We start from the raw sequence: 12825 nt of genomic DNA, 5'->3' as shown, positions 1-12825 counted from the left end.
CCTTGACTACTGTAGTATACTAGAAAGTTCCTGACTTTTAGGAAGGGATTTAAGAAATTAAAGCCTTCCTAGAAGGACAGGGTTTTAGACCCAATTTCCTTGATAAAATACATACAAATCTGACTTTGCCTGCATTTTAATTTTGTACGCTTTAACTCGTAACGGCACAGCTACAACACCTTTACCGGATGAGACTGTAAGTCATTGCCGGCTACTTTTTTGGCTCTTGCCAAATAGTTTTGGTTTGAGGATACTAGCTTTTGCTGCTAGGAATGTGGAGGTTAAGTCCACTAATTGCCGATGCACCATAGCACATATCGCCCTGTGATGTCAATCTTGCCGGCCTCTGCGGCCAGTCAAAGTCAATGGATGCGCCTGCGAAAATGCAGATATATCGCAAAACTTAACCGGATGCGGATTGGGCGTGGGCGATTGGCAAAAGATGCTAAACTGGCATTGGGTGCGATCGCACGGATCGATCGGGAAGTTCGATCGCCCTTTTCGCTTAACTGCACCATTGCTATCCTCTCATGCTCCTGATGTCGCATAACATTAATTAAGTTTGATATTGAGAATTGCAGTTATTTAAATTTTTGATTTCGATCGTTTAGACTTTATTTTGTGGAGGAAACTAATTTGTCTCAATCCTATCGAGTTGCCATTTTAGGAGCTACGGGCGCAGTCGGTGCCGAGTTGCTAGAACTATTGCACAGCCGGAGTTTTCCGATTTCTAACTTGAAGCTGCTGGCTTCGGAACGTTCAGCAGGCACAACTTTGCCTTTTGGCGGTGAGATGCTGCCGGTCGAAGCAGTGTCGGCGCGATCTTTTGATAATGTAGATCTGGTGCTCGCCTCTGCCGGCGGCTCTACTTCTAAGTTATGGGCTCCGCAAGCGGTAGCAGCCGGGGCAGTGGTAATTGACAATTCTAGCGCCTTCCGCATGGATGCGACGGTACCGCTAGTGGTTCCCGAAGTCAATCCCCAAGCGGCGGCAGCTCACCGAGGTATAATTGCTAATCCCAACTGCACGACTATTTTGATGGCAGTTGCCGTTTGGCCACTTCACAAAGTTAGACCCATACAGCGCATCGTTGTAGCGACTTACCAGTCGGCCAGCGGGGCGGGGGCGAGGGCAATGGAGGAAATGAAAGCTCAAGCAAGAGCAATTTTGCAGGGGGAAACGCCCCAAACAGATATATTTCCCTACCCGTTAGCATTTAATTTGTTTCCGCACAACACCCCGATTAACGATTTGGGGTATTGTGAAGAAGAGATGAAAATGGTAAACGAAACTCGGAAGATATTTGGTACGGACGAGATTAAAATTACTGCAACTTGTGTGCGGGTTCCCGTACTGCGTGCTCATTCGGAAGCGATTAATCTAGAGTTTGCAGAGCCTTTTAGCGCGATCGAGGCCAGGGAAATCTTAAAGCAGGCAAGCGGGGTTAAGCTGGTAGAAGACTGGCAAGCTAATTATTTCCCGATGCCTGCAGAAGCTAGCGGTAAGGATGAGGTGTTAGTTGGCAGGATTCGTCAAGATATTTCTCACCCCTGCGGGTTGGAAATGTGGCTCTCTGGCGATCAAATCCGCAAAGGAGCGGCTTTAAATGCGGTGCAGATAGCTGAGTTGCTGGTAGAAAAAAATTTGTTGCGAACCCAAGTGGCGGCGGCTTCTAATTAGCGGAAATTCGGGCAATTGGGAAATTGAAATTGGGGATTTTAGATAAACCTTTCATCTGAAATCAAAAATTTAAAATCAAAAATCAACAGTCTAAAATCGGAGAAAGTGTGGTAAAGTTTGGACGGGTTCTGACTGCAATGATTACGCCGTTTAAGGAAGACGGCAGCGTTAACTATGCGGTAGCAGAACAATTGGCAGTTCATTTAGCCGATCGCGGTACAGATAGCTTGGTAGTGTGCGGCACTACAGGCGAGTCTCCCACTATGACCTGGGATGAAGAATACGAATTATTTCAGGTGGTACAAAAGGCGGTGGTCGGTAAGGCGTTGGTAATCGCAGGAGCCGGATCGAATTCTACTTCAGAAGCAGTCGCAGCTACCCAAAAAGCAGCTAAACTCGGGTTAGACGGCTGTTTGCAGGTGGTTCCTTATTACAACAAACCCCCGCAAGAAGGTTTATATAATCATTTCCGGGCGATCGCGCAATCTGCTCCAGAATTGCCTATAATGTTATATAACATCCCCGGTCGCACAGGTCAGAATATGTTGCCGGAGACGGTGGCTCGATTGGCAGAAATCCCCAACATTGTGGCCGTAAAAGAAGCAAGTGGCAACTTGGATCAAGCAAGTCAAATTCGGTGCTTGACATCCCCTGAATTTGCCATCTATTCTGGAGATGATTCCCTAACTTTGCCAATGTTGGCGGTAGGAGGATCTGGTGTAGTTAGCGTAGCCAGCCATCTGGTAGGAGAGCAACTGCAACAGATGATCGAAGCTTTCGAGGCCGGTCAAGTTCAAGTCGCTACCCAGATTCACTTGCAACTTTTTGACCTGTTTAAAGCTCTTTTTCTCACCACAAATCCCATTCCCGTCAAGACAGCTCTCAAACTTCAAGGCTGGGATGTAGGCTCCACCCGTCCGCCCCTGTGCGATCCGCCCGTTGAGGTAACTCAAAAGTTAAAGGACGTACTGAATCAGCTAGCCGCAGTATCAGCTAGCAAGACGAGCGAGAACGAGTTTTCAGACAACTGAATATTGGTTGTTATCAGTCATTAGTTCTTAGTCATCAGTCATTAGTAATTAAGTGTTAGTAAGTAGCTAACAGTCAAGGATTAAAGACTGAAGATAGAAGAATGAAGGCCTAAGACAACTGACTGTACGGGATAGTAAAACCCGCCAGGGAGTTTTCCATAAATATTTGGAAAAATATCGCCCTACCAACGAACAGCAGACGAAAGACGACAGACGACAGACCACAGACCACAGACCAATAACAAAAATAACTAACAAAGGATACGCATGATCAACAAAAATACAACTGCATCTGCTCTAAAAGTTATTCCCCTCGGCGGGCTGCACGAAATCGGTAAAAACACTTGTGTGTTCGAGTACGGCGACGAAATAATTCTTTTAGATGCCGGTTTAGCGTTCCCGACAGATGGAATGCACGGGGTAAATATTGTCCTCCCAGACATGACTTACCTGCGGGAAAACAGCCACAAAATTAAAGGTATGATCGTGACTCATGGTCACGAAGACCACATAGGCGGCATCCCTTATCACCTCAAACAATTTGAAATTCCGGTCATCTACGGCCCCCGTTTGGCGATGGCTTTGCTAGCGGGAAAAATCGAAGAAGCCGGAGTGTCTCACCGCACTGAATTGAGAACGGTTCGACCGAGGGATACTGTCAGAATTGGCAAGAATTTCTTAGTCGAATACATTCGCAACACTCACTCGATGGCCGACAGTTTTACTGTGGCAATTCACACTCCCGTTGGAATTGTGATCCACACGGGAGACTTTAAAATTGACCACACTCCTGTAGACGGCGAGCATTTTGATTTGCAAAAGCTGGCCGAGTACGGCGAGAAAGGCGTGCTGTGCTTGATCAGCGATTCTACTAACTCGGAAGTTCCCGGTTTTACCGCTTCGGAAAGTTCTGTGGCGCCCAATTTAGACAGAATTATCGCTCAAGCACCGGGACGAGTGATGCTGACGACTTTTGCTTCGTCGGTACACCGATTGCAAATTGTTTTGGACTTGGCTAAGAAAAACAATCGGTATGTCGGAGTGGTTGGCCGGTCGATGCTTAACGTCATCGCTCACTGCCGCAATCTCGGCTACATCAAATGCGAAGATAGTATTTTCAAACCGCTCAAAGAAATCCGCAATTTGGCTGAAGACAAGGTACTGATTTTAACTACAGGTTCCCAAGGCGAACCGATGGCGGCGATGACTCGCATTGCTAACGGCGAACATCACGAACTGAAAATCAGAAAGGGCGATACAGTCATTTTCTCAGCTAATCCGATTCCGGGAAATACGATCGCAGTGGTAAATACGATCGATAAACTGATGATGCTGGGAGCACACGTGGTTTACGGCCGCGACAAAGGCATTCACGTTTCGGGTCACGGTTGTCAAGAAGACCAAAAGTTAATGATTAACATGACTCGTCCCAAGTTCTTCTTGCCAGTGCACGGGGAACACCGGATGCTGATCCAGCACTCCAAGACGGCTCAAAGCATGGGCATTCCCGCTAGCAATATGGTGATTATTGACAACGGCGATGTCGTAGAGTTGACCGAAAATTCAATCCGAGTCGCTGGTCAAGTGCCTTCAGGAATTGAATTAGTAGATTCTTCTCGATCAGGCGTTGTCAAAGCGAGCGTCCTCAAGGAACGTCAGCAGTTGGCCGGAGATGGCGTTGTAACTGTAGCGGCGGCTTTGAATTGGGAAGGCAAATTAGTTGCTAAGCCGGAAGTACACTTGAAAGGTGTGGTGACATCAGCCGATCGCGCGGAGGTGATCAAATTAATCACTCAAACCATTGAAACAGTTTTGAGCGATCGCTGGTCAGAATTTGTCAAACCCGCCACTGCTGACTCGCAAGTTGACATTGACTGGGTAGGAGTGCAAACCCAAATAGAAAAAGCAATTCAGCGGGTAATGCGCCGCGAACTCCAAAGCAATCCAATGCTGGTATTCCTGATGCAAATTCCTGAAGAAGCAGTGCGATCGGAAAAAGCAGCAGTATCTCCAGGTTCCTTGGAAGCACCTAAGCTATTATCATCGCCTTCATCGCCCTCCCCATCATCGCCATCATCCCCATCCTTGCCATCTCCTGCCAATCAGGTGACGGGCCGGCGCCGTCCCCGGACTGCTGCAAGGGCAGCTTCTTAGGGCGATAATTCTCGGACGCACTGCGAACACAGAAAGGAGTTTTAGGTTTTGTAGTTGCGCTTGGGTACCCAAGCGCAATTACAAACCTAGATTTGATTTCATAAGTACCTCCACCTCAAAAAATGTCAGTATAGATTGACGTAACTCCTGATATGAATTCCGGTTGTATTGGAATGATTAAACCGCAGAGGGCGCAGAGGATACAGAGAAAGGGAAGAGAGAGATGAATCATTCCGAGGCCAACGGATTTGATATGAGATCTATCTTGCTAAGACATTTAAACTTGTCAATATTGAAGAGTTGCGACTCGATGTATTTCAGGAAGCAGTCTTAGAGAAAGCCCTCAAGCGCTACAAGTTTTTGGAATGCCCGCAGAAAAAAGCTGGTAGATTTTGGTGTTTTTGGGATTATTTTTAATGCTGTGTTTGGGCACGGTTTACTCTGCGAGTCTCTTTCCCAAACCTTTTAAGCGGAATGGAAACATGATGACAGCTACTTACCAAATCCGGGATTTGTAGGATTTTCTCGGTTAGGGAAGGAGTAGTTTTGAAACCGTAAATAAACGCAAGTGAACGCAGATAGATTTAAATAACTCTCTGCGTTCACTTGCGTTTATTTTAAAATTAATCAGCCACCAGCAACAGCAGGAACAATGCTGACTTCATCGCCATCTTGGAGGGCTGTTTTTGAGCCATCCAAAAAGCGGATGTCTTCGCTGTTGACGTAGAAGTTGAGAAATCTGCGGGGTTCTCCCTTTTCGTCGCACAGGCTTTTTTTGATGCCGGGACAATTTGTTTCCAGCGATTCAATGAGTTCGGAAATGTTATCGCCGGCGCATTCGATTGTGGCTTGATTGTTGGTAAATTTTTGCAGGGGAGTGGGAATTAAAACTTTGACGGTCATTTTTTTAGTCCTTAGTCAGTAGTCATTTATTAGTTATTAGTCCTCAGTCATTAGTCCTCAGTAATCAGTCAGTAGTCATCAGTCAACAGCTTAACAAGCAATGACTAATGACTGCCGACTACTGGCTAATAGCTGTTAAACCGAAACTTGTTGCCATTCTAAGCGTTCGAGCGTGCGGGCGCGTTCTAGGGCGCGCTCGAACGCTTCTAGTTTCGGTTCGAGGGTGATGGGTTCGCCGATGTAGCCTTGAACTGCTTCTTGCGTTTTCAAACCGTTGCCGGTGATGTAAGCGACAGTGGTTTCATCGGGATTGATTTTACCTGCTTCTACGAGTTTCTTCAAGACTGCGATTGTCGTGCCACCTGCAGTTTCTGTGAATATCCCTTCAGTTTCTGCTAGCAGTTTCATGCCTTCGATGATTTCGGTGTCGCTGACGGATTCAATGTTACCGTTGGTTTTGCGGGCGATTTCCAAGGCGTACATACCGTCGGCTGGATTGCCGATCGCGATCGACTTAGCAATTGTATTCGGTTTCACCGGTTTCACGAAATCACGGTTTTCGCGGAATGCTTGGGCGATGGGCGAACAGCCGTCAGCTTGGGCACCGCTGAACCGAACTTTCTTTTCGTCAACTAAACCGACTTCGATGAATTCTTGAAAACCTTTGTAAATTTTTGTGAACAGGGAGCCGGAGGCGAGGGGAGCGACGATGTGATCGGGCAATTGCCAGCCTAGCTGTTCGGCAACTTCGTAACCGAGGGTTTTTGAGCCTTCGGAATAGTAGGGACGCAAGTTGATATTGACAAATCCCCAGCCATGTGTATTGGCAACTTCGCAACAGAGCCGGTTAACTTGGTCGTAGTTGCCGTGAACTGCCATGACAGTTGGATTGTAAATCAGAGTGCCGAGGACTTTGCCTGCTTCTAAGTCGGAGGGGATGAAGACTACGCAGTCGAGTCCGGCGTGGGCGGCGATCGCAGCCGTAGAGTTAGCTAAATTGCCGGTGCTGGCACAGGATACAGTTGTGAAACCCAATTCTCTGGCTCTGCTGAGGGCGACTGACACCACTCTGTCTTTGAAGCTGAGAGTGGGCATATTGACGGCATCGTTTTTAATATAAAGATTTTTTAGACCGAGGCGGCGCGCCAAGCGGTGGGATTTTAATAGAGGAGTCATCCCAGTGCCGACATCAATGACGTTATCTGTAGCGACTGGTAAAAATGCGCGGTAGCGCCAGATCGAGTTGGGGCCGGCTTGGATGGTTTGGCGAGTGACGGTGCGGCGGATGGCATCGTAGTCGTACTTGACTTCAAGCGGGCCAAAACAGCAATCGCAGACGTGCTTGGCTTGGAGTGCGTACTCTTCACCGCATTCTTTACATTTAAGGGCTGTGAAGGTTGCTGCTGTGGATTGGGTTCTGGTCGCCTGGGTCATAGCTCAACTCTCTAGTTTTGCGATGTTTTCTTAGTCTTGTGCAAGATTAGCACGGTCAATTTACCCCGTCAACCATACCCGATTTTTTTAGTCGGGATTGATTTTTCAGTTACTTTTGAGTTAAAAAGTGGTGTATTTAACTTTGATAGTTGGGCGGGCAGAACGCCCACCCCACAAGGATTTGACTTGTTTTCAGGATCGGGCTCTTAATCCAGATTGTCAGGCCCGCACGCGAGCCCGATCGAGCTCAAGGATGATTTGCCGACGAAATTGTTACAAAACTTAATAAATCTTTTTTGGGTCACAGTTGGGCAGTCGTGCGATCGAACACAACTACAAAACCTCGAATTTTTGATTAACTGAGATGTTGCACCATTCTCAAGAACAGGCTTTCCGGCCTGTTCCACAAGAGATGAGTTTTCTTGTGGAACAGGCCGGAAAGCCTGTTCATAAAAAGCTTATTGAGAATGGTGCAACATTTCAGATTAACCAACTTAGCCTATCCGCCGCTGACGGGGGGGATGAGTACAACTTCGTCGCCGTCTTGGAGGATGGTGTCGGGGGAGACGAATTCCAGGTTGAGGCCGAAGCGGGTGCGATCGCGCCATTGTTCTAATTGAGGATATTGGGCGATCGAGCTTTCGAGCACTTGAGACACTGGGGTTTCGGGAGGAAGTTCTAATGTAAGTTCCGAAACGCCGTAGGCTTCACCGAAGGCGGCGAACAGTTTAACTGTGACGGTAATTGAAGAGTCAGACACGGTAGTTTAGTGCGATCGACGGTTTGGCAATTATCAACTACACCATACAATTAATTAGGAATTAGGCGCGCCGAGGCTTAGAATTGAAAGCGGCAACCTCTAGTTAAGTTTTACCCCATCGGGTAAAGATGATAGTTGATTGCAGCAAAAATTCTTAACAAGATTGTATGCCGATCGCTCTCACCAACCCGGCGTTAGAAGCAGTTGGCGTCCAGTTAGATGCAGCTAGCTAAGGTCTAGTTTGCTGCTGTTGAGGCTAATGCGATAATAATTTTTGAGGCTGCGGTATAGATACTTTACGGTAATTGTGGGAGAGTACAAAAAGCTCGCACTACATTTAGCAGGCAACAACGCAGACAAGGCCTTGTCAACCCGCTTCTCCTGACAAAAAATCAGGTTGTCAATTGCGGGCTGGAACGATCAAACCTTTTCCCTGCTTAGCAAGCTAGCCGTTCTATCTAAGAAGAATACTGAAGTTAACGCGATAGAAATATATGGCCAATAACGATTTTAAAGTGCTTCAAATTATTGAAGCTAAAGGCTGGTATGCCTTTGGGAGCACGAAGCAAAGCCAGCACGTTGAGAGATGGGTAAGACCTGTCGTGTGTTGGGTTTTAATAGAAGATAAAAAAAAGCGACGGGTTGTGACAGCTACCGCTAGCTATCAGATCCAGATTGACGACAAAGAAGTCGAGTTTTTTGCCCACGAAAGCGAAATTCAAGATCTGGAGAGTCTCCCGAAGTCTGTCTCGGTATCGGAATTTCTGAAAACAGAAGATTGAGAGAAGGGCAGAAGGAGATAATTTAACAAGTTATTAATTATTCCTTAGTGATTCCTTAAACTTGCTGTCGGATTCTATTGGAATTAGAGGCAGAAGCTCTAGATTGGGGACAGGGGGAGACGAGGACAGGGGGAGAATTTATACTTTTGCCTTGCCTTCTACATCTTGTCCCCAATGCCTTAAGTAGCCCAAAAAATAAAGAGGCCGGAAGATTGCTGGCAATGCCAACGCGCTTCCGACCTTGCTGAATAACAGGGTATGCATATGTTTTTAAAGTATGGCAGGCAGGCTTTTGAGATATCAAGAGGACTATTGCAATCACCCACTTTTGCTTTTAGGCTGTGTTTGCAAGGTTCATATCATTTTAGACTGAAAATTTGAAAAGTGAGAGGGGGAGAGGGTTACAGGTTAAGGATTCTAGCTATTTATCTGTAGCGGGTGCTACAAAAAATGGTGGCATTTGCGGACGATCGCACCTTCTCCCTAAATGGTGGACACTCAAAGCAGAAAGTTCGATCGCCCGCTGCAACTGCTGCGACTTTAAACCCCACTAGCAACAGGTTCAGGCTTCTGCTGTGGCATCCGCCGCCCCAGCAGGGCCATCCGCACGCCGCCGGCAGGCCCTAAAGTCACCCCTCGGCGTTTGGCCTGTACGGGCTTTTTCTCGGCCAATACTAGGTCGAAATCCCGCAAAATGGTGGCCAGCACGAGTTTCATCTCCAACTGCGCCAGCGCCAAGCCGATACAGCGGCGGCTGCCGCCTCCAAAAGGCAAATACTCATAAGGCGAGAATTGCCTCTCCAAAAACCGTTCCGGTTTAAATTGCAGCGGTTCTGGATACAAATCCTCCCGTCTGTGGGTCAAATAAATCGAGCCGATGACAACCGTCCCCGGTTCGAGTGGATGTCCCATCAGTTCCACGGGCCTGAGAACTTCTCGCGAAAACGTCAGCATTGCCACGGGGTAAATTCGCAGGGTCTCCTGACAAACTGCACTCAGGTAAGGTAAGCGGAAAATCTCCATCGGGTCGGGATTTTCTCCCAAACTGTCCAATTCTTGCAGTAACTTCTGGCGCACCGAGGGCAAACTGTGAATCCAGTAAAATGCCCAAGCTAGGGCCGTTGCTGTGGTTTCGTGGCCTGCCACCAGCAGCGTCATCAACTCGTCGCGCAATTCTTCATTCGTCATTGGTTGGCCGTTTTCGTCGCGCGCGGCCATCATTAAGCTGAGAATGTCGGTGCGGTTGGCGTCTGGTTGCTGTCTGCGTTCTTCAATTTCCGCGTCGATCAGTGCGTCAACTTTCCGCTGCCGCTGTTTCATGCGTCCCCAAGGACTCCAAGAGCCCCAATCTTGCTGCATCCAGCCGAAAAACAGCATACTCGATCGCAGGGGAGAGTTGGTCATATCGAGGACTGAGGCAAGTAGGGGCCTAAGCTCTTCCAATCGCGGCCCGTCATCGAGCCCGAAGACAGCTTGCAAGATTATCCGCATGGTGACTTCCTGCATGGCGCTGCGGGTAACAAAAGGTCGATCGACCGACCATTTGCTGGCAACATCTTGAGCAATATCGCAAATTAGTTGGCCGTAATTCCGCATCCGTTCCCCGTGAAAGGGTGGCATCAATAATTGGCGCTCGCGTTTGTGCCTTTCTCCTGAGAGGAGAAACATGGATTGTTCTCCCACGAGCGCTTTGAGAATACTATTCAGGCGGCCTGGAGCGTGAAACGCGTTGCTGTTGAGCATCTCCTGGACAGCTTGCGGGTGGTGGATCATCACCAATGGTTGCCCGTTGTTCACTTGAGCTGTGAAAATGTCGCCGTATTGTTTGGCACATTTATCCAGGAATGTCAGGGGATCGCCGATCCATTGAATTAGCTGCACAAGGGGTGGAGCTTTGGGGCCGTTAGGTAGCGTCATAGGAATTACCTGGGTTTGGGTCACAGGACTTAGCAGCATCAAGAAATCTCAAACGGTTTGAAGGTTTGTTCAATCCCTCCCAACGCTTTTTTTTAAGGGGAGAATTGCGTAAGTCCCATCTCCAATAATTTTAATAGCTTATTCTCGAACGGTGCTCAAAATATCCTCTCCAAGCTCTGTAAAACGAACAGTTTTGATTTGCCAAGGAGCATAACTGGTTAAAGTTTGGCGCACGCCCCCGAACAAACCTAACATTTGACAACTGGACAGATTTTGCAATTTCTGCCGCGAATTTCCGGAGGCTCGCAGATCCACGGTAGCTATTCCGAGGTCGCGATCGATCTTGAGGCGATAACCAGCCAAACCAAGACTATCGAAAATCTGCTGCTTTAACACTTCATTAACGGCCGATGACATTAACTGGTTGTCTGGGCCTGTAACTGTTTCCGGCTTCAGAGTTTGACACAGATTGTCTACCTTATAAACCGTAACGGTGCCAGTATTCTCTGAGACTGCCACGCTGCCTAAAACTGAGGCAGCAGAGTTAGAGGACTGCGTTAATTGACTCGATCGAGCCTCAATTTGATTTCCCATTAGCTGTAAGTGTGGGAACTGACGCCCGCTTGCTGGGAATTGCCTCTGGTTTTCGGCCGAGTTAGCTGCATCATAGCTAGAACAACTGCTAGCGCCAGTCAGAATTAATCCAGTCGCTAAATACCCGAACTGTTTGCAGATACGGTTCATAGTTTTTAATACTCAACTAAACGTTAGTGTACCGAGGATGAACTTTGGTGGTAGAAAGCACTTACTCCCTGATTACACTCACTTAGAAGTATTTCTAGGTATCCCTAATCCGGAGATGAAAACAAGTTAAGAGTTCTGGTTAATACGTTCAATTTAGTGTTCGATCAGGCACATAGGGTAATACCCCTCATATGTGCAACCCAGGCGTCTCCGTATCTCAGCAGATCAAGCTAGCGACCTAGAGCGTAAGTGATACCAAATACCGTGTCAGTGGTCTGATGTACCGTTGCAATTCGAGCCATCCCAATGTCTGAGACCAAGATCCTCTTTCCGGTTTGCGACAGCCTGAGTTGGATTAGTAGTAATGACAACATAATTCAGACTGGCGGGCGCATTTTAAGCTCGCCTTCGGAGCGCTTTTTTAACAGCGCCGAAATCGCCGTTAGAGGGAATGTGCAAGTCGCGAACAATATCAAAACTTACGAATCAAGAGCAAAGAAACCGGGTTTTTTAACCAGGCATAAGAGCTGCAACGAAGTGTTTTCGTAAAAAAAACTGCTTTCGGGTCAAGTCGTGAATCACATAATTCCCCAGTCAGCGGATCTGTAACGAACAGGCGTGTCAAGGGTGTTATCGCAGCGTTCGCTGATTTTGTGCCAAATCTCATAAAACACAGTGAAAAAATCATGAAACAGCAATTATTGACAAAAGTTTTGGTGGCAACAGCGATCGCCCTCACCGGCCTGACGGTTGCTTCTCAACCGAGTTACGCTCGGCGAGCACAGGGGGAAAGTGGATTTTGGTGCAGTACCTCGACCGGTGCGCCGGTGACGGTGTACCAAAACGCTCAAGGTGCCGTAGAGCCTTGGATTGAGTGGACTTCCGATTATTTCTCCGGTTCTGGGTACGATCCGGTAACTCGGTGTCAATTAGTGAGTCAACGCCTCGAAACCTATCGCCGCCAACGAATGCTTAAGTACATTACTGCGGGCCAAATGAACGGCCAGAACGTCATCTGCACAGCGAATCAAGTCAATGGGCGGTGTCAAAATTTGATTTATACCCTCAGACCCGGCCAAGACCCGATCGGCTCTTTGTATAATTTGTTGGCTTGGCGCCAAGGATATGTCGGGATGGCCTCTTTTGATGAGGCCAGTAAAATTCCTTACATTGATGTCAGCGAAAAGCTAGGAGAAAACACTGTCGATGGGGCGCAACTGCCCCCTTTTCCTCACCGTTCCGACAGCCTTAAAGATTGGCAAATTTTCCTCCATCCCATCACCAATTCCCAGGATTGAGGTCGAAAAGTTGGCGCGTCAAACAGCGGTAAGTAGGTCGGCGAGAAAAAACAAAACTATGTTAAGATACATAAATAAAACTCTAGCTCTAGTGGGGTAACTAATATATGGGCGCTCGATTA

General features: G+C 47.6%; 11 protein-coding genes. 5 read left to right on the top strand and 6 right to left on the bottom strand.

The features are described 5' to 3' along the window. Window positions 1-362: 362 nt before the first annotated feature. Window positions 363-518 (bottom strand): hypothetical protein, encoded by a 156-nt coding sequence (locus QUB14_RS09800; protein WP_190660536.1) that lies wholly within the window; start codon window positions 516-518, stop codon window positions 363-365. A 118-nt stretch (window positions 519-636) separates the two neighbouring features. Between QUB14_RS09800 and QUB14_RS09795 the strand changes: the two genes are divergently transcribed. The 3 genes from QUB14_RS09795 (at window position 637) to QUB14_RS09785 (ending at window position 4865) form a co-directional block, all read left to right on the top strand. Continuing rightward, entirely contained in the window at window positions 637-1680 is a 1044-nt protein-coding gene (locus QUB14_RS09795) for an aspartate-semialdehyde dehydrogenase (RefSeq protein ID WP_039887120.1), read from the top strand. 107 nt (window positions 1681-1787) lie between these two features. Continuing rightward, entirely contained in the window at window positions 1788-2711 is a 924-nt protein-coding gene (dapA, locus tag QUB14_RS09790; RefSeq protein ID WP_190660532.1) for a 4-hydroxy-tetrahydrodipicolinate synthase, read from the top strand. A gap of 267 nt (window positions 2712-2978) precedes the next feature. Further along, a complete protein-coding gene (locus QUB14_RS09785; RefSeq protein WP_333216612.1) occupies window positions 2979-4865 on the top strand; it encodes a ribonuclease J in 1887 nt (628 codons plus the stop codon). 627 nt (window positions 4866-5492) lie between these two features. On the opposite strand, the gene QUB14_RS09780 is transcribed toward QUB14_RS09785, so the two are convergent. The 3 genes from QUB14_RS09780 to QUB14_RS09770 all read right to left on the bottom strand — a co-directional run bounded on the left by QUB14_RS09780 (window position 5493) and on the right by QUB14_RS09770 (window position 7962). Further along, complete coding sequence (locus QUB14_RS09780) at window positions 5493-5768, bottom strand: MoaD/ThiS family protein (protein ID WP_006632924.1); 276 nt, start codon at window positions 5766-5768, stop codon at window positions 5493-5495. Window positions 5769-5903: 135 nt separating this feature from the next. After that, complete coding sequence (gene thrC, locus QUB14_RS09775; RefSeq protein ID WP_333216610.1) at window positions 5904-7202, bottom strand: threonine synthase; 1299 nt, start codon at window positions 7200-7202, stop codon at window positions 5904-5906. Window positions 7203-7701: 499 nt separating this feature from the next. Then, window positions 7702-7962: a MoaD/ThiS family protein gene (locus QUB14_RS09770; RefSeq protein WP_190734652.1), complete on the bottom strand. Its 261-nt coding sequence runs from the start codon at window positions 7960-7962 to the stop codon at window positions 7702-7704. Between the two features lie 494 nt (window positions 7963-8456). On the opposite strand from QUB14_RS09770, the gene QUB14_RS09765 reads away from it, so the two are divergent. Next, window positions 8457-8744 carry a hypothetical protein gene (locus QUB14_RS09765; protein WP_006632921.1) on the top strand — a complete coding sequence of 96 codons (288 nt, stop codon included), beginning with the start codon at window positions 8457-8459 and terminating at the stop codon, window positions 8742-8744. Window positions 8745-9284: 540 nt separating this feature from the next. On the opposite strand, the gene QUB14_RS09760 is transcribed toward QUB14_RS09765, so the two are convergent. After that, window positions 9285-10661, bottom strand: a complete 1377-nt coding sequence (locus QUB14_RS09760; protein ID WP_333216717.1) for a cytochrome P450 — start codon at window positions 10659-10661, stop codon at window positions 9285-9287. A 138-nt stretch (window positions 10662-10799) separates the two neighbouring features. After that, on the bottom strand, window positions 10800-11405 hold the full coding sequence (locus QUB14_RS09755) for a hypothetical protein (RefSeq protein ID WP_333216608.1): 606 nt from the start codon (window positions 11403-11405) through the stop codon (window positions 10800-10802). A gap of 686 nt (window positions 11406-12091) precedes the next feature. Here QUB14_RS09755 and QUB14_RS09750 point away from each other — a divergent pair. Continuing rightward, a complete protein-coding gene (locus QUB14_RS09750; RefSeq protein ID WP_333216606.1) occupies window positions 12092-12703 on the top strand; it encodes a COP23 domain-containing protein in 612 nt (203 codons plus the stop codon). Window positions 12704-12825 lie beyond the last annotated feature (122 nt).

The sequence above is a fragment of the Microcoleus sp. B3-D2 genome (assembly GCF_036705345.1).
Classification (GTDB): domain Bacteria; phylum Cyanobacteriota; class Cyanobacteriia; order Cyanobacteriales; family Microcoleaceae; genus Microcoleus.
The sequence above is the reverse complement of the archived record's forward strand: the minus strand, read 5'-3'. Positions and strand labels throughout refer to the sequence as shown.

Bases quoted from the DNA above. Each gene is read 5' to 3' on its own strand.
- QUB14_RS09765 (WP_006632921.1), top strand. From the start codon at position 8,457: ATGGCCAATAACGATTTTAAAGTGCTTCAAATTATTGAAGCTAAAGGC.
- QUB14_RS09800 (WP_190660536.1), bottom strand. From the start codon at position 518: ATGGTGCAGTTAAGCGAAAAGGGCGATCGAACTTCCCGATCGATCCGT.
- thrC (WP_333216610.1), bottom strand. From the start codon at position 7,202: ATGACCCAGGCGACCAGAACCCAATCCACAGCAGCAACCTTCACAGCC.
- QUB14_RS09750 (WP_333216606.1), top strand. From the start codon at position 12,092: ATGAAACAGCAATTATTGACAAAAGTTTTGGTGGCAACAGCGATCGCC.
- QUB14_RS09785 (WP_333216612.1), top strand. From the start codon at position 2,979: ATGATCAACAAAAATACAACTGCATCTGCTCTAAAAGTTATTCCCCTC.
- QUB14_RS09780 (WP_006632924.1), bottom strand. From the start codon at position 5,768: ATGACCGTCAAAGTTTTAATTCCCACTCCCCTGCAAAAATTTACCAAC.
- QUB14_RS09755 (WP_333216608.1), bottom strand. From the start codon at position 11,405: ATGAACCGTATCTGCAAACAGTTCGGGTATTTAGCGACTGGATTAATT.
- QUB14_RS09760 (WP_333216717.1), bottom strand. From the start codon at position 10,661: ATGACGCTACCTAACGGCCCCAAAGCTCCACCCCTTGTGCAGCTAATT.